The 24,617-nt window shown below is 70.3% G+C and carries 21 protein-coding genes; 7 read left to right on the top strand and 14 right to left on the bottom strand.

Annotated elements, in window-relative coordinates:
* Nucleotides 1-38: 38 nt before the first annotated feature.
* The 5 genes from IH68_RS0140660 to IH68_RS0140640 all read right to left on the bottom strand — a co-directional run bounded on the left by IH68_RS0140660 (nucleotide 39) and on the right by IH68_RS0140640 (nucleotide 7,279).
* Entirely contained in the window at nucleotides 39-3,896 is a 3,858-nt protein-coding gene (locus tag IH68_RS0140660; protein ID WP_030946306.1) for a lipopolysaccharide biosynthesis protein, read from the bottom strand.
* Entirely contained in the window at nucleotides 3,889-4,689 is an 801-nt protein-coding gene (locus IH68_RS0140655; protein ID WP_030946305.1) for a polysaccharide deacetylase family protein, read from the bottom strand. Before IH68_RS0140655 ends, IH68_RS0140660 begins: the two co-directional genes overlap by 8 nt.
* Entirely contained in the window at nucleotides 4,686-5,681 is a 996-nt protein-coding gene (locus tag IH68_RS0140650; RefSeq protein WP_030946302.1) for a glycosyltransferase family 2 protein, read from the bottom strand. Before IH68_RS0140650 ends, IH68_RS0140655 begins: the two co-directional genes overlap by 4 nt.
* Nucleotides 5,678-6,499 (bottom strand): glycosyltransferase family 2 protein, encoded by an 822-nt coding sequence (locus IH68_RS0140645; RefSeq protein WP_030946299.1) that lies wholly within the window; start codon nucleotides 6,497-6,499, stop codon nucleotides 5,678-5,680. The genes IH68_RS0140650 and IH68_RS0140645 overlap by 4 nt, the downstream gene beginning before the upstream one ends.
* A gap of 345 nt (nucleotides 6,500-6,844) precedes the next feature.
* Nucleotides 6,845-7,279 carry a hypothetical protein gene (locus IH68_RS0140640; protein WP_234341756.1) on the bottom strand — a complete coding sequence of 145 codons (435 nt, stop codon included), beginning with the start codon at nucleotides 7,277-7,279 and terminating at the stop codon, nucleotides 6,845-6,847.
* 344 nt (nucleotides 7,280-7,623) lie between these two features.
* On the opposite strand from IH68_RS0140640, the gene IH68_RS0140635 reads away from it, so the two are divergent.
* On the top strand, nucleotides 7,624-8,430 hold the full coding sequence (locus IH68_RS0140635; protein WP_030946293.1) for an SGNH/GDSL hydrolase family protein: 807 nt from the start codon (nucleotides 7,624-7,626) through the stop codon (nucleotides 8,428-8,430).
* Here IH68_RS0140635 and IH68_RS0140630 read toward each other — a convergent pair whose 3' ends face one another.
* The 4 genes from IH68_RS0140630 to IH68_RS0140615 all read right to left on the bottom strand — a co-directional run bounded on the left by IH68_RS0140630 (nucleotide 8,431) and on the right by IH68_RS0140615 (nucleotide 15,144).
* Nucleotides 8,431-10,035 carry a serine/threonine-protein kinase gene (locus IH68_RS0140630; RefSeq protein WP_030946291.1) on the bottom strand — a complete coding sequence of 535 codons (1,605 nt, stop codon included), beginning with the start codon at nucleotides 10,033-10,035 and terminating at the stop codon, nucleotides 8,431-8,433.
* A 63-nt stretch (nucleotides 10,036-10,098) separates the two neighbouring features.
* Entirely contained in the window at nucleotides 10,099-11,847 is a 1,749-nt protein-coding gene (locus IH68_RS0140625; RefSeq protein ID WP_030946289.1) for a sulfite exporter TauE/SafE family protein, read from the bottom strand.
* Nucleotides 11,844-13,439 (bottom strand): tetratricopeptide repeat protein, encoded by a 1,596-nt coding sequence (locus tag IH68_RS50690; protein WP_078912837.1) that lies wholly within the window; start codon nucleotides 13,437-13,439, stop codon nucleotides 11,844-11,846. The genes IH68_RS0140625 and IH68_RS50690 overlap by 4 nt, the downstream gene beginning before the upstream one ends.
* Nucleotides 13,440-13,611: 172 nt before the next feature.
* Nucleotides 13,612-15,144 carry a DUF4331 domain-containing protein gene (locus IH68_RS0140615; protein WP_030946285.1) on the bottom strand — a complete coding sequence of 511 codons (1,533 nt, stop codon included), beginning with the start codon at nucleotides 15,142-15,144 and terminating at the stop codon, nucleotides 13,612-13,614.
* Between the two features lie 250 nt (nucleotides 15,145-15,394).
* On the opposite strand from IH68_RS0140615, the gene IH68_RS0140610 reads away from it, so the two are divergent.
* From IH68_RS0140610 to IH68_RS0140600, 3 genes are all read left to right on the top strand, one after another.
* Nucleotides 15,395-15,937, top strand: coding sequence for a sigma-70 family RNA polymerase sigma factor (locus IH68_RS0140610; RefSeq protein WP_030946282.1), 543 nt, complete (start codon nucleotides 15,395-15,397; stop codon nucleotides 15,935-15,937).
* A complete protein-coding gene (locus tag IH68_RS0140605) occupies nucleotides 15,934-16,755 on the top strand; it encodes an anti-sigma factor (protein ID WP_030946279.1) in 822 nt (273 codons plus the stop codon). The genes IH68_RS0140610 and IH68_RS0140605 overlap by 4 nt, the downstream gene beginning before the upstream one ends.
* A gap of 126 nt (nucleotides 16,756-16,881) precedes the next feature.
* Nucleotides 16,882-17,151: a hypothetical protein gene (locus tag IH68_RS0140600; protein WP_030946278.1), complete on the top strand. Its 270-nt coding sequence runs from the start codon at nucleotides 16,882-16,884 to the stop codon at nucleotides 17,149-17,151.
* Between the two features lie 222 nt (nucleotides 17,152-17,373).
* On the opposite strand, the gene IH68_RS0140590 is transcribed toward IH68_RS0140600, so the two are convergent.
* Together IH68_RS0140590 and IH68_RS0140585 are read right to left on the bottom strand one after the other, a co-directional pair.
* Entirely contained in the window at nucleotides 17,374-18,156 is a 783-nt protein-coding gene (locus tag IH68_RS0140590; protein WP_030946276.1) for an ABC transporter permease, read from the bottom strand.
* Nucleotides 18,153-19,112: a daunorubicin resistance protein DrrA family ABC transporter ATP-binding protein gene (locus IH68_RS0140585; protein WP_037886074.1), complete on the bottom strand. Its 960-nt coding sequence runs from the start codon at nucleotides 19,110-19,112 to the stop codon at nucleotides 18,153-18,155. Before IH68_RS0140585 ends, IH68_RS0140590 begins: the two co-directional genes overlap by 4 nt.
* A gap of 63 nt (nucleotides 19,113-19,175) precedes the next feature.
* Here IH68_RS0140585 and IH68_RS0140580 point away from each other — a divergent pair, with 63 nt between their 5' ends.
* Nucleotides 19,176-19,889 (top strand): TetR/AcrR family transcriptional regulator, encoded by a 714-nt coding sequence (locus tag IH68_RS0140580; protein WP_030946272.1) that lies wholly within the window; start codon nucleotides 19,176-19,178, stop codon nucleotides 19,887-19,889.
* A 24-nt stretch (nucleotides 19,890-19,913) separates the two neighbouring features.
* Here IH68_RS0140580 and IH68_RS0140575 read toward each other — a convergent pair whose 3' ends face one another.
* Genes IH68_RS0140575 through hmgA form a run of 3 tightly spaced genes read right to left on the bottom strand, consistent with a single transcriptional unit; the run spans nucleotide 19,914 to nucleotide 23,208 of the window.
* Nucleotides 19,914-21,074 carry a type ISP restriction/modification enzyme gene (locus IH68_RS0140575; RefSeq protein WP_030946270.1) on the bottom strand — a complete coding sequence of 387 codons (1,161 nt, stop codon included), beginning with the start codon at nucleotides 21,072-21,074 and terminating at the stop codon, nucleotides 19,914-19,916.
* 40 nt (nucleotides 21,075-21,114) lie between these two features.
* Nucleotides 21,115-21,864 carry a GntR family transcriptional regulator gene (locus tag IH68_RS0140570; RefSeq protein WP_030946268.1) on the bottom strand — a complete coding sequence of 250 codons (750 nt, stop codon included), beginning with the start codon at nucleotides 21,862-21,864 and terminating at the stop codon, nucleotides 21,115-21,117.
* A gap of 27 nt (nucleotides 21,865-21,891) precedes the next feature.
* Nucleotides 21,892-23,208, bottom strand: a complete 1,317-nt coding sequence (gene hmgA, locus IH68_RS0140565) for a homogentisate 1,2-dioxygenase (RefSeq protein WP_030946266.1) — start codon at nucleotides 23,206-23,208, stop codon at nucleotides 21,892-21,894.
* Nucleotides 23,209-23,387: 179 nt separating this feature from the next.
* On the opposite strand from hmgA, the gene IH68_RS0140560 reads away from it, so the two are divergent.
* Both IH68_RS0140560 and IH68_RS0140555 read left to right on the top strand, forming a co-directional pair.
* Nucleotides 23,388-23,969 (top strand): hypothetical protein, encoded by a 582-nt coding sequence (locus tag IH68_RS0140560; protein WP_030946264.1) that lies wholly within the window; start codon nucleotides 23,388-23,390, stop codon nucleotides 23,967-23,969.
* On the top strand, nucleotides 23,966-24,583 hold the full coding sequence (locus IH68_RS0140555) for a TetR/AcrR family transcriptional regulator (RefSeq protein ID WP_030946262.1): 618 nt from the start codon (nucleotides 23,966-23,968) through the stop codon (nucleotides 24,581-24,583). Before IH68_RS0140560 ends, IH68_RS0140555 begins: the two co-directional genes overlap by 4 nt.
* The last annotated feature ends 34 nt before the right edge of the window (nucleotides 24,584-24,617 follow it).

The raw sequence follows: 24,617 nt of genomic DNA, 5'->3' as shown, positions 1-24,617 counted from the left end.
GGCCACTTACCGGTTGAGCCACTTCACGACACGCGTTCTCACTTCATCGTCAGGAACCGCTGCACCAGCGAGGCCAGCAGCACCGCAAGCAGCGGCAGCGAGAACCAGAAGCTGCTCTGCAGCCACCGCAGCTGCCGCACACCCGGCCGCACCGCGACCCGTACCACCTCACGCGCCGTCAGCAGCACGATCAGCGCGAGAGCGGCCAGGGCGCCGACGATCGACCACGGCGTCCAGGTGATCTGCGGTCCGATCGGACCGGGATCCGGCTTCGGCACCTTGCCCGCGGGCTGCTTCCTGAGGGCGTAGACGGTGGCGTCGTCGTTGACGTAGACCTTCTTCAGCTCGGGCCGCTGGTCCAGGTTCTGGGTGAGCCGGGGCTCCCAGGTGTCCGAATAGCCCACGTCCATCCGGAGATAGGTCGTCTGGCTCGCGTTGACCATCAGATACGAGTTCGGGCCCGCGTCCTTGAGCGCCTTGACCAGCCCCGACACCAGCACCGGATCCGCCGGTGCCAGCGTTGGCACGTAGTTGACCCGCTCCATGTCCTTCGCGCCCCACGGCATCGCCGGCGTCACGTCGTTGACGGTGTCGTTGCTCAGCCACAGCAGGCGGACGGTCGGCTTGTCGTGGGCGTACACGTAGTCCATCGCGGCGACCTCGCCGGGCCGGACCCGCTCGAACGGTTCGTTGCCCCAACGGGCCACCAGGAAGCCGCCCATGAGGACCAGGCCCGCCATCAGCGCGGCCAGCGGGGCGAGGCTCACGCGGTCCTTGTCGCGTTCCTCGGCGGTGACTCCGGTGCGCGGGAACAGGGCGAGGCCGGCCAGCAGGGCCGCGCCCGGCACCGCGAACATGAAGACGCGCAGGGCCATCTCGCCGCCGTACGACTGCATGCCGAAGCCCAGGAACGGGACGAACGTCAGCACCAGCAGCGACCGCTCGCGGTACTTGTGGTCGCGCCGTCGCCACCAGCCCCAGCAGGCGAAGGCCATGATGCCGCCGGCCAGCAGCACACGCGCGTACAGGACGAGCTTGTGGGTCGAGTCGCCGCCCTGGATACGGCCGGAGACCGAGGTGGAGACATTGCTGCCGACGCCGCCGACCCCGCCGAACAGGTCGTCGAAGTGCCCGGACCAGTACGGCTCGGCCATGAAGCCGATCCACACCGCCACCACCACGGCGAACAGGATGGGCAGGCCGCGCAGTTCGGACCTGCCGATCAGGACGAGCACTGCGAGCACGCCCAGCATCACGAACGGGGTCAGCTGGTGCGCCGGGACGCTCGCCATGAACAGGCCGATCAGCACACCGAGCAGGACGGCCTTCTGGCGCCGGTTCGCCGGCTCGACCTCCGCCTCGCCCGGGCGCCTCCTCGTCCAGATCACCCGCGGCTCACGGAACCAGACCAGCAGGATCGCCACGAACGCCAGATAGAGGAGGTAGGTGAAGCCCTGCGGGGAGAAGTAGTCCTGGCCCACCCAGCTGCTGAGCACGAAGATCCAGATGCCGGTCCACTTGGCGCGCCAGCTCGCCCGCAGGGAGCGCACGAGCAGGAACATCGGTGCCAGATAGAGGAGCTGGATGGTCAGCGGCCACCAGCGGATGAGCTCGGTGAGGTCGGTGACTCCGCAGGCCTTCGCGACGAACGCGGCCACCGCGAAGAACCCCGGCCAGCTCCAGCGCGCGTCCAGGTCCGGTACGGCGGACCCGGTGCGGTCGATGTAGTCGAGGAACCCGAGGTGCTGCCAGGCCGTCGGGAAGCGCGGCTCGGTCTCGATCACCGCGGGCAGCGCATGCAGCGACACCACCGTCGCCAGCAGGGTGACCAGCAGCAGCGCCTTGTGCTCCCGGCCCAGCCACAGCAGCGAGGCGAACACCGCGACCAGCAGCGCCGCCCCGACCAGCGTCGGCAGCGGCAGCACCGAGATCAGGCCGAGCCCGCCCATTCGGTCCAGGTCGGCCTCGCCCAGGCGCAGCGCGGGCACCCAGTACAGCAGCAGCGCGGCCACCAGCAGACAGCCGAGGACGACCCCGAAGCGGGTGGGCTGCAGCCGCTCCCGCCAGGAGAGCGACGGTTCTTCGGGCCCTCGTACGGGCGCCTCTTCCCTTACGAGCGACACCTCCGCCTCGCGTACGACCCCCTCGCTCGCGCCGAGGCCCTTGTCGAAGCCCTTGTCGAAGCCTGCGTCGAAGCCGGCCTCGAACTCGGTCTCGAAGGGTGCGTCCACCTCCGTCTCGGCCGGTCCCAGGGAGGCCTCCGAGCCGGGCTCGCGCTCCTCGACGGGCAGCCCGACCTCGGGGTTCTTCGCCCAGGTCGGCCGGTGGTCGACGGGTACCACGGGCGTGCCGGTGGGCGGGGTGCCCGGGCCGGGGCGCACGTCGGGACGGCGTTCCAGGTGGTCGAAGTCGACGTGGATGCCGAGCGCGAGGGTGTCCGTGTCCAGCGCCCAGGCGGGCCCCCGCCTGCGGGGCTTCTCAGCGGCCGGGACCTCGCGCGCCCCCAGGTCGGCGAGGTCCCCGTCGGGCGCCGCATCCTCGGGGACGGCGTCGGCCGGTGCGGCCCGGACGGTCCTGTACAGCTTGGGTGCAGCGATGGCGACGATCACCGCGAGCGAGGAGATCTCGGCGACGCCCGCGCCGGTCAGCCCCATACGAGGGAGCAGCAGCAGCGTCAGACCGAGCACCAGGACGCACAGCAGGCCCTGCAGCCAGGCCAGTCCGGCGGTGCGGCTCTGCGCGCGCAGCACCGCGAAGTACGTCTCCATGACGACCCTGAGCAGTGCGCCGACCGCGAACCAGCGCAGCAGCGGCGTCGCCGCGTCCGCGTAGCCCTGGCCGAAGACGCCGAGGATCCAGGGCGCGCCGATGAACAGCAGCCCGCAGATCGGCAGCATGATCCGCGCCATCCGCTTGAGCGCCGCCCGGGTGTTGGCGGCCAGCCGGGCCGGGTCGTGGGAGCCCTCGACGGTCAGGGAGGCGCCCATGTTGATGGCCAGCAGGTTGACCGTGCCACCGATCGTCGTGGTGATGTAGAAGTACGCGTTGTCCTCGGAGCTGACCTGCGAGGCGATGATCACCGGGATCAGATAGACCACGGCGAGCGAGAACAGCGAGCCGGTGTAGTCACCCGCCAGGAACCTGCCGATCTCCTTCAGCGTCGGCGGTTTCGCATGGTCGGCGGTGGTCTCGATGTGCCGGGGGACCAGCTTCCGGAACACCAGGATGCCGAGCGGCACCACGGAGGTCGCGATCGCCAGGACCCAGGAGACGAAGACACCGGTCGTCGGCATGCTGGCGGCGAGACCGACCAGCAGCGCCAGCTTCACCGCCGAGAACACCGTGTTGCCGACCGGCACCCACGGCGCACTCCGCAGCCCGGTCAGCACCCCGTCCTGCAGCGTCAGCAGGTTCCAGGAGGCCACGGCCATGATGAAGCCGAGGCCCTTGATCGGCCCGTGCAGGAAGCTGTACGACGGCCCCCAGCTGCTCAGCGTCAGCAGGAACATCCCCGCCGCGAACGACACGACCACACAACTCGCCGCGTATGTACGGAAGATGAGGCGTCCGGTGGCGCGCCCGGCGACCGGGATGAAGCGGGCCAGGGCGCCCGTCAGCGTCACCGCTGTCAGTCCGGCCAGGAGCTTCATCGCGGCGATCGCGGCCGAACCCTGGCCCACCGCGGACTCGGAGTAGTAGCGGGCGGCGATCAGCCAGTACCCCAGGCCCAGCACCGCGGAGATGCCGGTGTTGAGCATCAGGGCGTAGGCGTTGCGGAACAGCGGGCTGCCGCCGTCGGACCTGCCCATCCCGGGCAGCCGAAGACGGCGCCCCGCCTGCTCGGGCGCCTCGGTCGCGGGCTGCTTCGCCTCGGTCGTAGTGGTCGTGTCAGACACGGGAACGGATGGCCTTCCGGCGGACCTGTCGTGCTCTGCGGACCAGGGCGTACCCCTTGGTGAGGGCATGGTCCCCGGCGAAGTTGCGGGCGATCGAACGGCCCTCGACCAGCCGCTCGAACTCCTCGATGCCCGTGCTGCGGCGCACGGTCAGGCGCTGCAGGGCGTACGGCCCCTGCCGGCGGCGCGCGAGGCCGTTGCCGACGGCGAGCGCCTGGGCGTACCCCGTCTCGCGGACCGCCTCGCGCACCCGGCGGCTGGAGTAGCCGTACGGGTAGGCGAAGGAGCCGGGGACGGTGCCCAGTTCGTCGGCGACGATCTCCTTGCACTGGATCAGCTCGTGCCGCAGGCTGTCGTCGTCGAGCTGGTCGAGCTGCGGGTGGGTGTGGCTGTGACCGCCGATCTCTACGTCCGCGGCGGCCAGTTCGCGCACCTGCTCCCAGTCCAGCATCGTGTCGAGGCCGCCCCCGGTGTCGTACGCGCCCTTGATCCAGCCGGTGGAGACGAACAGTGTGGATGCGAAGCCGTGCTTGGCGAGCACCGGCAGGGCGTGCCGGTGGACGCCCTCGTAGCCGTCGTCGAAGGTGATCAGGACCGGGCGCGGCGGCAGCGGGCGGCCCGAGCGCCAACCCGCCGCCAGATCAGCCGTGTTGACCGGGGTGAGCCCCAGGTCGCCGATCATCGCCATCTGCTCCGCGAACGCCTCGGGCGCGACCGACAGCGCGCGCGTGGCGTCGTTCGGCGCGGTCGCGACCGAGTGGTACATGAGAACCGGTACGGGTGCTTCCCTCATTGAGATCCCCCCTCGATCTCGACTACGGAGAACGTGGCACCGCCCCTGCGGGCCCGGACGCTCCCCACCACGTACCCACCCGCCGCCGTCAGCACCCCGGCGACGATCGCGCCCGCCCGTCCCCCACCGCCCGGCCGGGCCAGCACGGCGTCGCGCAGACCCCGCACCACACCGGCCGGCAGCACCCGGGTGGTGTACCGGCGCTCGGACTCAAGTCCCTTGTCCGCGCCCACACTCCGGGCCACCAGCGCCTTGGACAGGCCCTCGGCGTACGCCCGCGTGCGGAAGTACCCGAAGTGCTCGCGCGCCTCGGGCACCCGGTGATGGATCACCGCACGGTCGTCGATCAGCAGGACCGCGTCGGGTCTGGCGCGGGTGAGGCGGATGCACAGCTCCGTCTCCTCGCAGCCCAGCGGGCGCTTGTCTCCGTCGCGCCCGATTCCGGTGGCGAAGCCGCCCGCCGCGTCGAACGCCGTACGACGGAACGAGGCGTTGCCGCCCAGGACGTTGCGCACCCGGACCAGGCCCGGCGGCAGCCCCTTGTACGTGCAGCCCACCACCCAGTCGAACTCCTCCGGGAACCAGGCCGGACGGCGGCCCGAGGCCCAGATCGGCATTGTGCGGCCGCCGACGGCCATCACCCGCGGATCCGCGTACCCCTCGGCGAAACGCCGCAGCCACTCCCGCTCGGCCACGGCGTCGTCGTCGAGGAACGCGATCACCTCGCCCCGCGCGGCCGCGATGCCGGTGTTGCGGCCGGCGGACAGGCCGCGGGGGCCCGCGTTGGCGAACACGCGGACCTCGCCGGTCTCCTCGAACTCCTTGTACTCCTTGGTGAGCCGGTCCAGCAGAGCCGGGTTGTGGTCGACGACCAGCAGGGTCTCCAGCGCGGGACGGGACTGCGCCCGCACCGAGGAGACCGCCGCGAGGATGTCCTCCCAGCGGTCCTCGGTGTAGACGCAGATCACGACGGAGATGTCGAGATCGCTCAAGACACCTCTCCCCGCACCGAGTCGAGCATCGGCGAATGGCGTTCCTGGCTGCGCAGTTCACGCCGGTTGGACCGCTCCTTGAGGATCACCTTGAGCACCCGGAACCCGTCCCGCACGGCCCGCAGATTGCTCGCGCCGTGGATGCGGAGGTATTCGTGGCTCGGGATCTCCTGCACCTTGAGCCCAGCCTTGACCACTCTGATGTTGATCAGGGTCTCGATCTCGAAGCCGGTGCAGTCGAGGGAGATCTTGTCCAGGCAGTGCCGCCAGAACGCGTTGTAGCCGTAGCACAGATCGGTGTAGCGGGCGCCGAACTTGCGGTTGACGATGGTGCACAGCGCCCAGTTGCCGAGCTTGCGGATGAACGTCATGTCGTCGGTGCCGCCGCCGTTGGCGAAGCGGGACCCCTTGGCGAAGTCCGCGCCGGAGACCAGGGCGGACACGTACGACACGATCTCGTTGCCGTCGGCCGAGCCGTCCGCGTCGACCATCACGATGATGTCGCCGGTGCATGCCTCGAATCCCGTGATCAGGGCATCCCCCTTGCCCTTGCCCTGCTGCTCGACGACCTTGACGTTCGGCCACAGGTCACGGGCCACTTCGACGGTGTCGTCCGTGGAATTGCCGTCCACCAGAACGACTTCGTGTATCCAGTCCGGAAGTGTCTTGAACACGTACGGGAGATTCTCCGCCTCGTTCATGGCGGGAATCACCACACTCACCGGTGGCGCGATGGCCAGGTGAGAGGAGATCGGCCGGTATCGGCCGGCAAGTGACGGGCCTTGGCCCGTGGCCGCCGGCCGCAGAACAGAACTCATGAGTCTGGTCCCTCTCGTCCGGTGGACCGCCCGCCCCTGGGCGGCCCGGTTATGTGTCCGGTTCGAAAGGGGGGTTACACGCCTGTGGCATGACGAAATGGATCTCCGTGCACGCCGATGGCGAGCTGGCAAAGCTGGCCGTCTGCCGTTGAACGGCAGCCGGTCGCGCGGCACGACCCGGTCACAAGTGCGGTCACCGAGCACGGCACCCCCCTACCGCGCCCCACGCCGGGAACCATCGCGGTCCTGAGCCCTCCCCTGGGCCGCTCGATGATGGACCGATGCGGGTGAGATATACGACGGTATTGACGAATGAACCTGTATGGCAAGACCTGGAACGAGGCCTCACGTTTTTGTTGGTTTGACCGTTACAGAACGCAGAAGAAGGAGGAAACTGATCACGGTCACTGCGATGATTCCGCCGCGCACCGACCACCGGTGAACGGCCAACATGCCCTGTGCCACCAGCATGTTGAGCACGATTGCGCCAGCGACGGCGGCGAGTGCGCGGCCGAAGGGCTCCAGCCCGCGCAGCGCGGCCCCGATGGCCGTCGCGGGCGCGGCGAGCAGAAAAAACAGGGTGAGCGGCCCGCGCAGGGGTGAGCCCGAGTCGGTCAGCGCCAGCAGCGCGCCGAATCCCCCCACGGCCGTCGCGGCGCCCGCGAGCAGTGGCGACAGGTCCCTCCCCGGTCCTGGTCGCGCCCGCTCGGCGCCGTCTGTCGACGATCTGCCGTCTGTCGAAGGTCTATTGGTGAGTCTCTTGATACGGATGGTCTGCATTGGCGACTTTGCCCCCCAGCGCGCCGGATGCCGGGCTTCAATGTCGCGCAGCGCAAGAGGGGGCGTCAAGACACGGAACCCTCCCACACCTGTTCTCATCCACTCTTAAACACGTGTTCCCCGGAGGCGTCGACTCCCTCCGGGGAACAAGAACGGGACATCTGCCGGTGCGGAACAAGGGGTTGAGGGGTCGTCAACAGGTCTGTCATGAGCACGTAATCAACATGTCGTGAAGGGGTGGTGACGACCCGGCAGGGACCGAAAAGTCTTGACATGGACACTTCCCATCGACACGTGTAATTGGTACGACGGTTACGGCAGAGATCCTGCTAAAGGGAGGTTCCATGAGACGTTCCCGAATTGCCGTTTTCGTGAGCTCGATCCTCCTCGCCGCCGGCACGGCCCTCACCGGGGCCACGGCAGCGCAGGCGTCCGGACAGGCCGCAGCCTCCGGCTATGTGGCCCTCGGCGACTCCTATTCCTCCGGGGTCGGCACCGGCAGCTACATCAGCGCCAGCGGCGACTGCAAGCGCAGCACGAAGGCCTACCCCTACCTCTGGGCCGCCGCCCACTCACCCTCGACGTTCGACTTCACCGCCTGCTCGGGCGCCCGTACGGGTGATGTTCTGTCCGGACAACTGGGCCCGCTCAGCGCCGCCACCGGCCTGGTCTCCATCACCATCGGCGGCAACGACGCCGGCTTCTCCGACGTCATGACGACGTGTGTGCTCCAGTCCGACAGCGCCTGCCTCTCCCGGATCAACACCGCGAAGGCGTACGTCGACTCGACGCTCCCCGGACAGCTGAACAACGTCTACTCGGCGATCACCGCCAAGGCCCCGAACGCCCATGTCGTCGTCCTCGGCTACCCCCGCTTCTACAAGATCGGCACCACCTGCCTCGGCCTCTCCGAGACCAAGCGGAAGGCGATCAACGACGCGGCCGACTACCTGGACACCGCCACCGCGAAGGTCGCCGCCGACCACGGCTTCACGTACGGCGACGTCCGCACCACCTTCACCGGCCACGAGATCTGCTCCGGCAGCTCCTGGCTGCACAGCGTCGAGTGGTTCAACATCGGCGAGTCGTACCACCCCACCGCGGCCGGCCAGTCGGGCGGCTATCTGCCCGTCCTGACCAGCGCGGCCTGATCACTCGGAGGGTGACGGCGAAGTACTGGAGGAGGCCCCGCCCGTCGGGGTCTCCGCCACACAGGTCACCGAGAACGGAACCGAGTTGGACGTCGTCTGCTTCGGCGAGCGCACCTCGACACTGATCGAGTTCCGGAAGGTCCCGGTGCTGTTGTACGTCGTCACGAACGCCTTGTCCTGCTTGGTCTTTCCGCCGCCCTCCGGGAAGGACAGGGTCCTCCACCCCGGATCCATGATCTGCCCGTCCTTCGACAGCCAGCGGTAACTGACCTCCGCCGGCAGCTTCCCCACCGTGAAGGTCGCCGTGAATTCGGGCGCGTCGCTCCGGGCGGGCGGACAGGTGCCGGAGTAGTCGGTGTGGGAGCCGGACAGCGTGACGTTCACGGACTGGGGGGGCGTCTTGGAGGGGCTGCTGCTCGGAGTCGGCGTCGGGCTCGCGCCTCCGCCAGGGTTGCTGTGCGTGGCGGTCGACGGAGTCCCGGTGTCCGAACGGGGGGTGTCGGCGTTGTTGTTCCCCCCGCCGTTGTCGCGGTTCAGCAGCGCGTACGTCAGCCCTCCGATGGCCAGGGCGAGGAAGACCACCCCCACGAGCAGGATGACGCCGGCCCGACGGTTGCGCTCCGGCGGCGGTGCGGCCGCCGTCGTCGTCGAGGGGCTCGGCGCGGGCTGCGTCCGCCCGACCGGGTACGGCATCGGAGGCGTCGGCGACTGAGGCTGCGGGAAGGCCGCGACCGTCGGTGCGTACGGCGACGCCTGCGCTCCGTACGCGTGGGGCGTGCCGCCCGCTGAGATGATCCGCAGGTCCTGCTCGGCCCGGTCGGCCGACAGCCGCTCGGCCGGGTCCTTGCGCAGCAGCCCCTCGATGACGGGGGTCAGCGGACCGGCCCGGTGCGGCGGCGGCAGCTCCTCGTCGACGATCGCGCGCAGGGTGCTGAGGGGGGTCTCCTGGCGGAACGGGGAGTTGCCCTCGACCGCCGCGTACAGCAGCACGCCGAGCGACCACAGGTCGGACTCCGGACCGGGCGTGCGGCCCAGCGCCCGCTCCGGCGCCAGGAACTCCGGCGAGCCGATCACCTCCCCGGTCATCGTCAGCGCCGAGCTGCCCTCGACCTGGGCGATACCGAAATCGGTGAGCACCACCCGGTCGTCGTTCGACAGCAGCACATTGGCGGGCTTCACATCCCGGTGCAGCACCCCGGCCTCGTGCGCCGCCCGCAGCGCGGCGAGCACCTCCGCGCCGATGTGTGCGGCGCGCTGCGGATCCAACGGGCCCTCGGCGTCCAGGAGTTCGGCAAGAGAGATACCGCGGACCAGCTCCATGACGATCCACGGCCGGCCGTCCTGCGTCGCCACGTCGTACACCGTGACGACGTTGCGGTTGGCGACCCGCGCGGCCGCCCACGCCTCGCGCTCCAGCCGGGCGTACATCCGCTCCACGTCCGAGGCCGGCAGCCCGGCGGGTGCACGCACCTCCTTGACGGCGACCTCGCGGTGCAGCACCTCGTCCCGGGCGCGCCACACGGTTCCCATGCCGCCCTCACCGAGGGGGGACAGGAGACGGTAGCGGCCCGCGATCAGACGTTCACTGCCCGATTCTTCGGACACGGGCGTCCCCCATTCGCATCCGCGTGTTTTCTCCACTCCGTGCGCTTTCTTCCCCAACGTAGCTCAGCCGAGTGCGGATGCCGCCCCCTTGAGCACCAGTCCGATTCCGAGCGACACGACGAGGAACGCCGAGCCCAGGGGCGCGGTCCTGCGGACGAGGACCGCCATCGGGTGGGTGGTCCAGCGGGGGCGTCTGTCCAGCACACGGTTCATCCCGGTACCCAGCTTGACGACGGCGAACCCCGCCGCGGTGAGGGTGAGGGCCAGCCCGACGCCGTACGCCACGACCAGCAGCAGCCCGAACCAGGCCTGGCCGAGCGCCGCCGCGCCCACGAGCACGACGACCGCGGAGGGACTCGGCACGAGGCCACCGGCGAAGCCCAGCAGGATCGTGCCGCGCAGGGTGGGGGCGACGGAGTGGGTGTGGGTGAAGCCGCCGTGGGTGTGCTCGACGGTGTGTGAGTGGGGATGGGGGTGGGGGTGCGTGTGATCGGAGTGGTGGGTGGGGCTGTGGTCGTGATCGTGGCCGTGGGGGTGGTCGTGCTCATGATCGTGCTCGTGTGGGTGGCCGGGGGAGTGCGTGTGGATGTGGGGCTCCGCTGCCGTCGAGGCGGTTTCGGTATGGGCGGCGACCAGGACCAGAGCGCGTTCCTCGGGCTCGGTGGTCTCGTGCGGGTGCGTATGGCCGCCGGGGCCGTGGGGGTGCGGGTGGTCGTGGTCGTGCGAATGCCCGTGATCGTGGGCGTGCTCGGGGGCATGGGTGTGTCCGTGTCCGGGGCTGCGGTTGCGCCAGGCTCGGCGTACGAGCGTGGCGCCCGCGCAGGTCACCAGGACGCCGCTTGCGATGCCCAGCCAGGTGATCACCGAGGGGGCCGCCGCCGAGCCGGCTGTGACCAGGAGGCCGAGGGCGACCACGCCCAGGGTGTGGGTGACCGTGACCGAGGCGGCCAGAGGCATGACGTCCTTGAGGCGGGCGCGGCCACCGCGGGCGGCTGCCGTCGCGGCCATCAGGGTCTTGCCGTGGCCCGGGGCGAGCGCGTGCATCGCACCCAGGACGACCGCGATGAGCAGCGAGAGCGCGGCGAAGCCGAAGGTGAGGTCGTGGCGGGCGACCAGGTTGTTCAGGGCCTGCGTCCAGCGGTCGGCGCCGCGCGGCAGCACGGAGGCCGCAGGGGCGCCCTGCCGCTCCTCGGCCAGGGCCGGTCCGCCGGGGCGTACGCGCAGGGAGGCGGTGGAGGTGTCGGCGGGGGAGGAGAGCAACTCCTTGGGATAGCTGGTGAGTTCATGGGACACCGAGGTCTTCGGTACGTCCGTCGCGGTGAGCGTCATACGGTCGCCGCGCGCGGTGATCTCCCGCCAGCCGGGCCCGGAGGTGGCGCCCTCGCTGTGGAAGCCGAGGGTCACGCTGTCGCCCTTGGGGAGCGGCGCGGTCAGCCGGCACTCCACCCGGAGGGTGTTCAGCCCCGCCTGACCCGGCCGCAGTTGCGCCTTGCTGCTGCCGACGGTCAGGGCGGTCGGCTGTCCGTCCACGGTGACCTTGCTGCCCTCGGCCGCCTTCGCACACCGCTCCTTCGCCCACTCGGTCATGCCCAGCCGCTTGATGTCGGGCTTGGCCTGGGTGGCCGGGATTTCGGCGAGGTCCTCGACGTGGTCCACGCGGAGCTTGCCGGGGGCCGCCACCAGGCCGTCGTAGCGGTTGACGGTGAAGTTGCCGAGAGGGTGCGCGCTCGCGCCGGTGGAAGGTACCAGCGCGAGCGCGCAGGCCGCCGTGAGGACGGCCCCGGTGGAGGCGAGCAATCGACGGGGGTTCACTTCGCCGCCTCCAGGTCTTCGAGTGCCTTACGGGCTTCGCGGGCGCCCAGTGGCGAGAAGCCGGGGTTGAGTTCCAGCGCCGCCTTGAGGGAGCCGCGGGCGTCCGACGCACGCCCGGTGGCGCGTTCGATCATGCCGCGGTGGTAGAGGAACGAGGCGTTGCGGTAGCCGGTGGCCGTCGCCTGCCGGGCGTACGGGAGGGCCTGGGCGTCCTTGCCGTTGACGTGCAGTGCCCAGGCCAGGGCGTCCGCGGTGTGCACGGTGTGGCGGCGGGCCCACTCGGCGCGGGCGGCGCGCAGGGCCGCGGCCCTGTCGCCGTGGTCGGCCGCCGCGAGGGCGGTGTCGAGGTCGGCGTTGACGCCGTTGGCGCGTGCGAGGGCGATCCAGGCGTCGACCAGGGCGTACTGGTCGCGGGCCTTCGCCCTGTCGCCCTCGGCGCCGCGGGCCTCGTACATCTCGCCGAGTTCCACGAGGGGTTGGGGCAGCGGGTAGCGGGCGACGAGCTGCTCCATGTCCCTGAGCCCGGTCGCCCTGTCGCCGCTCGCGTACTCGGCGCGGGCCCGCCCCTCCAGCGCCGGCAGGTAGTTGTCGTCGGCGGCGAGGGCGCGGGCGTAGTGGCCGACCGCGGTCTTGTAGTCGCCCTGGTTCCAGGCGAGTTGGCCGAGCTGGAAGGCGACGTAGGAGATGTCGCCCTTGGTGCTGGCGGTGCCGAGGGCCTGCTCCAGGATCCGGCGGGCCGTCCTCACGTCCCCGCGCAGCTCGTGCACATACGCGTACCGGGTGAAGACGGGGATGCCCGGGCGCCGTGAGTCCGCGGTGTCGGCCGCCTTCGACGCGTCGGCGTAGCGGCCGAGTTCGACGAGGGCGTCGATACGGGAGGAGAGGGCGTTCTGGCTGTAGGGGTTCTCCTTCAGCACCTGGTCGGCGTAGTTCAGGGCGTCCTTGAAGTCGTGCCGGGCCGCGGCGAGGGCCGCCTGCCCGGTGATGGCCTGCTCGTTGCCGGGCTTCACGGCGAGGGAGCGCTTGAGGGCCTTGTCGGCCTGCGGGTAACGGGAGGGGTCGCCCTTGGTGCGGGCCTGCTCGACATAGGCGAGCCCGAGACTCGCCCAGCTGCCGAAGTCCCTTGGCTGCGCCTTGAGATGGGCCTGCAGGGAGAGGATGCTCGCGTCGATGTTCCCGCTGTTCAGCAACGCCGGAGACAACGCGCTGGGCGCATCGGCAACGGCCGTGGTCCCACCGTCCCGGATGGCGCCGTACGCGATGGAACCACCGGTGAGCGCGACGGCCAACAGGGCGGCGAGCCCGGTCAGTTGACCGATGTGCCACCGGCGTCCAGCAGCAGCGACGCGACGCACAGCGGTGACTCGCTCGTCGGCGGAGACATCCTCCGGGGAATCGACGCACTTGCCTTCGGGGGTGCTGACGGCTGCTTTCGACTCCGGCCCGGCAACTCCCTCAAGGGGCGCGGGGCGTGTAGATGTGCGACTCCGGCGCGTGGGCGCGACCAGCCCCGACGAACCCGCAGACGACTCACTACCGGTCCCGCCACCCTCCGCGGGGCGGTCCTCGCTGTCGTTCGTACCCGGGGTCATTGCCCTCTCCTCAAGTGCCGTGCAGGACAAGAAAGTTGCCGCTGGAAGCGGCGCGGCCCGCACCGTGGGGGATGAGTACGTGCGGGCCGCGCCAGACTGTGGGTGGTGCGAGATCCGCGGATCGGGCGGCTGCCGCTCCGAAGAGTCCGCCCGATCCGCCGTCGGGGGCGGCCTAGTAGACCCGGCTCCGCATCCGGCGCCACCACATGAGGCCCGCGCCGATCAGAGCGATACCGGCAGCTCCGCCACCGGCCGAGGCCGCGATCAGCGTGGTGTTGTTCATGCCACCGGCCGACGCGGGCTGCAGGGCGTCACCGAGCTGGCTCTTGACGTCGCTGCCGCTGCTGACGCCCTTGGCCGTCGCACCGCGCGAGCCGGACGTCGGGTTGGCCAGGTACGGGAAGTACTTGCCGAAGCTCTTGTCGTTCTTGTCGACCGCGTCGCCCAGGTCGTTCTTGGAGCCGACCAGTTCGCCCTCCACGACCTGGAGCGCCTCGTCGATCACATCGTCGGTGAGCCGGCGCCCGTTCGGGAAGCCCGCGTTGTCACCGTCGAGGACGCCCAGCCGCTTCGGATAGGCGGTCGGTTTGATGGACGTGTTCAGGCGCAGCTCTTCCGCCGGACGCACGTACGGCGGCTGGTTGAGGCCCTTGACGCCCTTCAGGAACACGTCGACGAGGTCGTTGCGCGGCTCCGACGGAGCCTTGATCTTGTAGATCGACTCGATGAGCTTCGGCAGCTCCGGGTTGGTCACGTTCTTCAGGAACTGCCCGTCGTACGCGGGCGAGGACGCGTTGAACTTGTCCTTGTCCTTGATCGGGTTGACGACCTCGTTGACGAGCGGGTTGCCCAGACGTGAGACCTGCTCGTAGTAGCCCCGCGCGTTCCTGCGCTGCACGGTCGACCAGATGCCGACGACCGGCTGCTTCTCCGACTCGGTGATCATGTCCGTCGGAACCTGCAGGGCGATCGAGTTGACGTTGTAGCCCTTGAGGGTGTCCCGCCCGACCTCGGAGAGGTTCCCGCCGTACAGCAGGTCGAAGACGCGCAGGTCGGCGAAGAAGGGGTCGTCCGCCTGCCCGGCGAAGGTCTGCGCGCCGTTGGGAAGCTTGTAGATCGCCTGCTCGCGCAGCTTGTTGTAGTCCGGCATCGACGCCTTGCCCACGTCCGACGGCGCCACCGGAACGTCGTCGGCGAGCTTCGAGCGGTACACGGCCTTGCCGTGCCTCAGCTTGACGACCTCGATGTCGTACGTCTGCGTGATGTTCAGGTCCGGGTCGGCCAGGTTGCTGACCACGCCCGTGTTGTACAGGAACGACTTCTTGTTCTTCGTCTGCGTCTTGAACGTGTAGCGCAGCAGCAGATCGTCCTGCGCGTCACCGTTGTTGTCGATGTGGATGTCGTACTGGGCGTCGTCGCCGAACTGGTAGAAGTTCGGGCCGCCCGCCGGTTCCTCGAACGGGATGAAGTTCGCGATGACCGTCGTGGTGTCCGGCTTGTCCGGGCTGACGAACGCGTACAGGTCCGTGTTGTCGTACTGGGGCTGCCCCGAGATCAGCGGGGCCTCCCGGTGGCTGGAGGCGGAGGCCGCCCCCGGTACCAGCGTGGCCACACCGGCGGCCGTGAGCCCGCCGGCGGCCAGCGCACTGGCTATCAGGGTCGCGATGCTCCTGCGTCCCGAGCCGCTCCTGGAGATAGGTGTCATGCCGTCCGTCCTCAGTCCCAACTTGCCTGACGAACGCTGATTCGGAGCGGTCGCCGGAGTGGATTGGTGGAATCTCAAACGTCTTTACGGCAAACCCCTGATCTTGTTTCAGTCGAGCCGCAAAACTTCTTTGGTGGGGCGTGGACCCGCGTTTCGAGCGCGCTGATCCGTACCCCATCCGGAGGTGCGTTCGTTGCGAATGCCTGGTGTGACGGGACGGGGCCCATGCGGCCGGGGAGAGGGGGACCGAGTGGAGGCGGACGAGCTTCTGGTACTCGTGGCAGGCGGCGACCAGAAGGCATTCGAGGAGCTGTACGGCCTGGTGTCCGGTCCGGTGTTCGGACTGGTCCGCCGGGTCGTACGCGACCCCGCACAGTCGGAGGAGGTGGCCCAGGAAGTGCTGCTCGAACTCTGGCGCTCCGCGGGCCGGTTCGACCCCGGCCGCGGCAGCGCCCTGTCCTGGATCCTCACCCTCGCCCACCGTCGCGCCGTCGACCGGGTGCGCAGCGCCCGCGCCGCCGTCGACCGCGAACAGCGCGAGGCACGCCGGGCCCACCACCCCGCCTTCGACCAGGTCACCGAAGAGGTCGAGGCGGGCCTCGAACGCGAGTGGGTACGCCGCTGCCTGGACCGACTCACCACCCTGCAGCGCCAGTCCGTCACCCTCGCCTACTACGACGGCTACACGTACCGTGAAGTGGCCGAGCGGCTCTCCCTGCCGCTGGGCACGGTCAAGACCCGGATGCGCGACGGACTCACCCAGCTGCGCAAGTGCCTGGGAGGTGTCGCATGAGTCTCCTTGCCCGACTGTTCCGCCGCGGGGATCTGCACTCCCTCGCGGCCCCCTATGCGCTCGACGCGCTGGAGCCCGCGGAGCGGGTCCGCTTCGAGCGGCACCTCAAGAACTGCGAGCGCTGCGGTGCCGAGGTGCGCGCCCTGTCCGAGGACGCCGTGCGCCTCGCCTGGTCCACGGCAGCCCCGCCGCCGGCCGCGATGCGCGACCGGGTGCTGGCCGCCGTGCGTGCCACTCCGCAGCAGGCGGGGCCGGTCGCGAGGGAGCACACGCCCCAGCTGCCGCCGCACGTCTGGGGCACGCAGCCGCCGCCGGGACGCTCCCGTGCGCCGCGCGAGCGCCGCCCCTTCTTCGTGCCGTTCGCCACGGCGACGGCCGCCGCGGCCCTCGTCGTCGCCTCGCTCTTCGCCGTCCAGGCGAACCGGACCCAGGACAAGCTGGACGCCGAGCGCGCCCAGGCACGTGAGATCGCCCACGTTCTCGCAGCTCCCGACGCCCGCGCGACCACCCGCAGGGACCCCCAGGGCCGAAGTATCGGAGCGGTCGCCTCCGCATCTCAGGGGCAGGCGGTCGTCACGCTCAGCGGATACGACGCCCTGCCCAGCGGACGCGTGCACCAGCTGTGGCTCATGCGCCCCGATGCGCAACCGCGTTCCCTGGGGCTGTTCGGGGGCGGCGACACGCCCTTGGTCGCGACCGACCTCAGCAAGTCGGCCACGTCACTCGCAGTGACCGTCGAACCCGACGGTGGCTCACCGCAGCCCACCAGCCAGCCCATTGTCCAACTCGCCCTGAAATCGGTTGGATTCGGAGAGTGACCATGGAGGAGTCGTCAACACCCTTATGGGGAAGGTGAATCCTGTGACCGCGATACACGAGTGCCCCGAGGGAGCGATAGGGTTACCCTGCCCGGGCCGGGTGGACTCGTACGGGTGGGGAGTGACATGGAACAGATAACAGTGCGCAGCAGGGCCAGGGTCCCTGCGATCACCTGCGGGAGCAGCGCGACCAGTTCGCGTCTCGACCGCCATCTCTCGGTGCTGGGCGGCCCGGCCGTCCCACAGCGCGAGACGGCCGAGGCGACCTCGCTGATGCGCGAGCTGACCGCGCGTGACACTCCACGTGAGCGCAGCGCCAGGGGCAACCGGATCAGCCGTGTGCTGCTCTTCGCGCCGCTGCGCCGACTGCGTCGTTCGCTGTTCGGCGGGCGCTGAGCTACACCGGCGCTCCCCGCGTGGTCCGTGCCCGGGTGACCGCACCGTCCCGGCGCATCGCTGCGAACTCGTCGTCCGTCATCCCCACGGCACAGCAGCGATGTCCAGGTGCGGCACCCCGGCGCGGCCCGCGCTCCCGTCCGATGCCCCGTCCCCGCCCGGCACCGACGGCTCTCGACTCCCCCTCGAACGAGCTTCGGCGCTCCTCGGAGGGGTGACCGTTCATCGCTCCCCGTGTGCGTATCTGCGCACCGCGAGCGGCAGGAACACCGCGATCAGCACGGCGCACCACAGCAGTGACCCGGCGATCGGGTGCGCCACCGGCCAGGCAGCGTCCCCCGGCACCGGCGCATTGCCGAAGAGGTCCCGCAGGGCCGTCGTCACCGCGCTGATCGGATTCCACTCGGCGACCGTGCGCAGCCAGCCCGGCAGACCGTCCGTCGGGATGTACGCGTTGGACAGCAGCGGCAGCATGAAGGTCGCCCCGCCCAGCTGCCCCGCGGCCTCCTCGTTCCGGGTGAGCAGGCCGAGGAAGATCCCGATCCAGGTCGTCGCGAACCGGAACAGCAGCAACAGGCATACGGCGCCCACCGCATCGAACGCGCTGCCCTCGACCCGCCACCCCACCGCGAGCCCCACCAACAGGAACGGCACCGTGCCTGCGGCCGTGACGACGACATCCGCCACGGCCTGCCCGAGCGGTACGGCGGCCCGGTTGATCGGCAGCGTCCGGAACCGGTCCATGACACCCCGGTGGGTGTCCTGGGCGGCCTGGAACATGCCGGTCATGATCCCGTTCGCGGCCGTCGCCACCAGCAGTCCCGGCACCAGGAAGGACCGGTACTCCCCGCCCGGCATCGCCAGCGCGCTGCCGAAGACGTAGCCGAAGAACAGCAGCATGCTGATCGGCATCGTCTGAGTGAGGATCAGCAACCCCGGGTTGTTCCGCATCCGCCGCAGCTGGCGGCCCAGAAGGGCGGTCCCGTCGTACGCCAACGTGCTCATGCGGCATGCTCCTTGTCGTCCTCGGTGTTGTTTTCTGTCAGCCGCAGAAAGGCCTCGTCGAGCGTCGGCGGACGCAGGGCCGCATCGAGCAACGGCACGCCCGCCGTGTCGAGTTCGCGCACCAGGCGGGGCAGTGTGAGCGTCCGGTCCCTGGTGACCGCGCCGACGGCGTTGCGTTCACGGTCGAACGACGGCTCGGCGCCCGTGAGTTGATCGAGCACCCCGGCCGCCTTCACCAGCACGTCCGCGTCCGCGACGACCACCTCGACGTACGCCCCGATGAGCCCCTTGAACTGGGCCGGCGAACCCGTGTGTGCCACCCGTCCCCGGTCCACCAGGGCGATGTCGTCGGCGAGTTGGTCGGCCTCCTCCAGATACTGCGTGGTCAGCAGCACCGTCGTACCGTCGGACGTGAGCTCGCGCACGGCCGTCCAGATCAGATTGCGGCTGGCCGGGTCGAGCCCCGTCGTCGGCTCGTCCAGGAACAGCACCTCCGGCCGGCGGATCAGGCTCGCCGCCAGGTCCAGCCGGCGGCGCATCCCGCCCGAGTAGGTCGACGCCGCCCGGCCGGCGGCCTCTGCCAGCCCGAACCGCTCGAGCAGCTCGTCGGCGCGCTGCCCCGGCGCCCGCACCCGGTGCAGCCGCGCGAACAGCTGCAGGTTCTCGCGGCCCGTGAGGTCACCGTCGACCGACGCGTACTGCCCCGTGACGCCGATCCTGCGCCGGACGGCCGCGGGCTCCCGGACGAGGTCGTGCCCCGCGATCCGTGCCGAGCCCGCGTCCGGCCGCAGCAGCGTCGTCAGCAGCCGTACGGCCGTCGTCTTGCCCGCCCCGTTCGGCCCGAGGACGCCGCAGACCGTGCCCTCGGCCACCGCGAGATCCAGCCCGCGCACCGCGTGCACCTCGCCGAACCTCTTCTCCAGACCTTCACTAAGTACAGCGTACGTAGAAGTCATGTCTTGACCATAGCGCACTACGTACGGTGTACGTAACTAGGATGGTGGGCGAGGTGATGATCGATGGCGGGCCGAGCGGCGGTACCCGAAGTGATCTGGGCGCGTCCCGAGCGGACGGGCCGGGGGCCGAGGCCGGCCTACACGCGTGCCGACATCGCGGCGGCTGCGGTGAAGGTCGCCGACGAGGGCGGCCTGGACGCGGTGTCGATGCGGCACGTCGCGGCCGAGCTGGGCTGCGGGACCATGTCGCTCTACAACTACGTCCCCCGCAAGGAGGACCTGTACGAGCTGATGGTGGACGCGGTCAGCGGCGAGCACGAGCTGTGGGAGCCGTCGGGGGACTGGCGGGCCGACATGCGCCGGGTCGCCCAGCAGACGCGGGCGCTGATGCACCGGCATCCGTGGCTCACGCGGCTGATGTCACCGGTGTACGGGTTCAGTCCGAACGCCCTGCGCTATCTGGAGCACTGTCTGGCCTGCCTGGACCCGCTCGATGCGCGCTACGGCATGAAGATGCAGCTCGTCGGGATGCTGAACGGGTGTGTGACGTCCTATGTCGCCACTGAGTTGGCTGCCGCCGAGCGGACGCGGTCGTTGCCGTGGTCGGCGGAGGAGGAGAGTGCGGTGCGTATCGCCTACCTCGGGAGCCAGGTGGGCGGCGGGGCCTACCCGCGGATGGCGGCGGCTTTCACGGAGGACCCCGGTCCGATCGATCTGGATGGGGCCTTCGAGTTGATGCTGAGCCGGATCCTGGACGCGTTCGAGCCCAGGGACTAGCCCCAGGGACTGGACGGCGTGGAACTAGATCAGCGCGAACTGGCCCTCGGGGCCTTCTTCGTGGTGGTCGAGAACCGAGGCCGGTCTGCGCGCCGCCTCCGGTGCCGGGAGCACTCCCGCCTTGTGCAGGTCGGACGCCGTGACGGGGGCTGTCACCGTCAACTCCGCCTGCTGTGGCCTTAGTTCGGCCAACAGTGCCAGGACCGTGATCAGCTCCAGCAGCTCCGACGTCCACGGCTGCGGCCAGGTGGTCGGACGGATCGCCGTCAGCGTTCCCGGCTCGGGCTGTGCCGTGCGGGTCGCGAACCACTGCTCCAGGACCCGGACGCCGGCCGCCTCGAAGTCCCAGGCCTCCGGGGGTACCGGCGAGATGCGGCCCTCGTCGAGCAGCAGGGTTTCCTCGTCGCGGTCGTAGGCGATCGTGAGCGGCCGGGACGGTAGCGGGGCGCGGACGTACGGGCGGCGGCCTCCCGGGAGCTTGGGGCGGTCGCCGTTGCGGCGCATCAGCCAGAGGATGCGGCGACCCAACTCCACGCCGTGCGACCAGAGTTCGGCATCCTCGGTGAGGGGGACCGTCAGGTCCGGCCCTACCGTTGCCATGGTCCAGGCGAGGAGGTCCGACGGGCCGGGGGAGTGGCCGAGGCGGGCGCTCAGGTGGTCCAGCAGGCCCGGGGCCAGGTTGGGTTCCGTGCCGCCGGGGCGGCGGTAGAGGGGGCGGATGCGGCCGGGGCGCATCAGAGGGAGGTGGGAGGTGGCCAGGAGGTGCGGGCCGGTGCTTTCCGTGGCCGTCTCGGTGACGAAGACCTGGTGCTCGTCCGCCACCCGCCACAGCTCGGGACGGGCCGCGTCGATCAGGCGGTGGTCGAGGAGCAGCCACTGTTCGTCGAAGGGGGCGTGCAGGACGCGGACCGGCTCGGGGCAGGGGCCCGACGCGTGGATGAGTTTCTGCGTGCCGCTCGACTGGCCCGGCAGCCGGCCGACCGCCGAGCGCAGCGTGCGCGAGCGGGTCGGTTCGAACAGGGCCTCGCGGTCCGGGCCCTCGGCCTTCATCAGGGCGTCCCAGCGGGCCTTCAGGGATGCGGCGTCGGGGCCCGTCGGCCACCCCCGGCCGAGCCGCGGCGGTGCGACGGACCACGGCATGAGGTCCGCGAGCAGCGGAGCGTCGTCGTGCGTCACGCTGGGCATCGTACGACCTTGCGCCGACAGGCAGGGTGGGCCGGTGACGTCATGTGGCGTCCAGGGTCACCGTGAAGGAGAAGCGGTCGCCGCGGTAGTGGATGACGGCCACGTCCAGGACTCGTCCGTCCCCGTCGTACGTCACGCCCGTGTAGTGCAGGATCGGGCTGAGCAGCGGGACTTGGAGCAGACGGGCCGTCTCCGGGTCGGCCAGGCGGGCCTCCACGGTGTCCGTGATGCGGCTGATGTCCGCCCGGACGATGTCGCGCAGCACCTTGGTCATCGGGCGGCGCAGCAGGTCGGCGGGGTCGAAGCGGGCGGCCAGTTCGGGACGGACGTAGTTGCGGGCGTGGTTGGTCGGCTCGCCCGTCTTCTCGTCGCAGCGCAGCCGGTGGTACGTGGCCACCTCGCCGGTCTCCGGGAAGTGCTCGGCGAGTTCGGGCGGCACGGGCGCGCTGCCGTGGTCCAGCAGCTCCGTCACCATCCCGGACTGCTGGGCCACGATCGCGTCCACCGAGCCGAGCAGCCGGACCGGGGCACCCCTCAGGGCGTCGGGCTCGATGAACGTGCCCCGGCGGCGGTGGCGGGTGATCAGGCCCTCGTCCTCCAGCTCCTTCAGCGCCTGCCGCATGGTCAGCACGCTCACCCCGTAGTGCCCCGCCAGCTGCTCCTCGGTGGGCAGTCGCAGCGGGTCCTGGGGCGAGCGGCCCAGTATCGAGGCGCGCAGGGACTGCGACACCTGGTACCAGAGCGGCAGCTTGCGGTTCAGGACGATCGAGTCCGGGGCGAAGGAGGTCACGGGCCTATCCGTACCGGTCGTACGCGATCAGTGCAACGGGCGGAAATGCCGCTCGAGGCCCTGCCACACGTCGTCGTAGCGCTGCTGCAGGTGCTCCGCGCCCGCCGCCTGCGGGGTGAGCGTCACCGGCCACCGGGTCTCGAACATGAACGCCAGCCCGTCGTCCACCTTCTGCGGCTTCAGCTCGGCCGCGCTCGCCCGGTCGAAGGTCTCCCGGTCCGGCCCGTGCGCCGACATCATGTTGTGCAGCGAGCCGCCGCCCGGCACGAAGCCCTCCGCCTTGGCGTCGTAGGCGCCCTCGATCAGGCCCATGTACTCGCTCATCACGTTCCGGTGGAAGTACGGCGGCCGGAAGGTGTCCTCGCCCACCAGCCAGCGCGGAGCGAAGACGACGAAGTCGACGCCGGCCAGGCCCGGGGTGTCGGACGGCGACGTCAGCACCGTGAAGATCGACGGGTCGGGGTGGTCGTAGGAGATGCTGCCGATGACGTTGAAGCGCCGCAGGTCGTAGACGTAGGGGACGTGGTTGCCGTGCCAGGCGACCACGTCGAGCGGCGAGTGGTCGTACACGGCCGTCCAGAGGTTGCCGCAGAACTTGTTCACCACCTCCACCGGGCCCTCGACGTCCTCGTAGGCGGCTACGGGGGCCTGGAAGTCGCGGGCGTTGGCGAGGCCGTTGGCGCCGATCGGGCCCAGGTCGGGGAGGTGGAAGGGCGCCCCGTAGTTCTCGCACACATAACCGCGGGCAGAGGGATCCAGCAGTTCCACACGGAAGCGCACCCCACGGGGAACCAGCGCCACATGTCCCGGCTCCACATGCAGCAGCCCGAACTCCGTGCGCAGCAGCAGTCCGCCGTGCTCCGGGACGATCAGCAGCTCGCCGTCCGCGTCGCTGAAGACGCGCTCCATCGAGGAGTTGGCGTGATACAGGTGCACGGCCATTCCGGTGCGCTGGGTGGCGTCGCCGTTGCCGCCCAGGGTCCACAGGCCGGCCAGGAAGTCCGTGCCGGCCGGGGGCTCGGGCAGCGGGTTCCAGCGCAGGCGGTTCGGGTCGGGTACCGACTCGGTGAACGGGGCCGTACGGATCGCGCCGTTGTCCGTGCGTGTGAACGCCGGGTGCGCGGCCGAGGGGCGGATGCGGTAGAGCCAGGAGCGGCGGTTGTGGGCCCGCGGCTCGGTGAACGCCGTACCGCTGAGCTGTTCCGCGTACAGCCCGAGCGGTGCGCGCTGTGGCGCGTTGCGGCCCTCGGGCAGGGCGCCGGGCACGGCCTCCGAGCTGTGCTCGTTGCCGAAACCGGAGAGGTGGGTCAGCCCCTCGGCCGTCTTGCGCGCGTCCCCGCTCATCGTCGCTCCCTTGCGGACTGATGCAGACATGCAGATCGATGCCTTCTGATTCCTATGCATCACCGTAGGATTGCGGTTTCGCGCGCGCAAGGGGGTACCCGGGCCTCCTCATCAGGGAGGAACGAGAACCAGACTCCAGGGGGATCCGAGTGTCGGACCGGTGTTCTAGTCTCCCGGGCATGTCGTGGACGCGGGGTCTTCCAGCCGCGCTCGCGGTCTGTGTCCTGCTGCTGACCGGATCCGTGAGCTGCGGCTCCAGTGATGCGCACGAGGGGAAGAACGGCGATTCGATCTCGCCGGTGGGCAAGCTGCTGGACAACACGGACAAGCAGGGGCGGCACTACCGTGAAGTGAAGAAGAAGGGTGCGCCGGAGGTCGGGATCGAGGTGCAGCCGGACTCCGGCAACGCCTGGGACGTATATCTGACCGTCCGCAACTTCCGCTTCTCACCCCGCGGCACGAAGTCGCGCGCGGCGGCCGGCCGCGGTCTCGCGTACGTCTTCGTCGACGGCCGGCTCGTCACCCGGCTCCGCGGCCTCACCTGCCGCCTCCCGGCCAGGTTCGTACCGCGCGGCACGCATCACGTCACCGCCCGGCTGTACGCCGACGACGGCACCGTATGGGCCGTGCAGGGCCGGCCCGTGGAGAGCACGGCCGACATCACGGCCGCGCCCCGCGGCGGAGCCGCACTGGGTGCGCCTGCCACTCATTCAAGTACTGGGGGGCGAGGTTCACCGGAGCGCTCCGGAACGGCATCATGAAGCCTGTGCCCCACGCGACATCGCTACGCCGAGCGCCTGTGCAGCGGCGCAGTGCCGAACGCCTCACCAGGATCCTCGACGCCTGTGCCGACCTCCTCGACGAGGTCGGCTACGACGACCTGAGCACCCGGGCCGTGGCCCTGCGCGCCGGGGTCCCCATCGGCTCGGTCTACCGCTTCTTCGGCAACAAGCGGCAGATGGCCGACGCCCTCGCCCAGCGCAACCTCGAGCGCTTCACCGAGCAGGTCACCGAGCGGCTGAAGTCGGCCGGCGACGGAGGCTGGCGCTCGGCGATGGACGCCGTCCTCGACGAGTACCTGGCCATGAAGCGCACCGCGCCCGGTTTCTCCCTCGTCGACTTCGGCAACCAGATCCCGGTCGGTGCGCGCAACTCCGAACCCAACCACCGTGTCGCCGACCGCCTCACCGACCTGCTCTCCGGCTATCTCGACCGGGAGCCGGACGACGATCTGCGCCGCACCTTCCTGATCGCCGTGGAGACCGCCGACACCCTGGTCCACCTGGCCTTCCGAGTGGCCCCGGAGGGCGACGAGAAGATCATCGAGGAGACGCGGGAGCTGCTGCGGGCGTATCTGGCGCGCGTGCTGGACTGAGACCCCGCAGGGCCGCGGCTCGCGGATTTCCGAC

The sequence above is a fragment of the Streptomyces sp. NRRL S-646 genome (genome assembly GCF_000720765.1).
Classification (GTDB): Bacteria; Actinomycetota; Actinomycetes; order Streptomycetales; family Streptomycetaceae; genus Streptomyces.
Note: the sequence above shows the minus strand (reverse complement) of the source record. Positions and strands in the feature narration are given on the sequence as shown.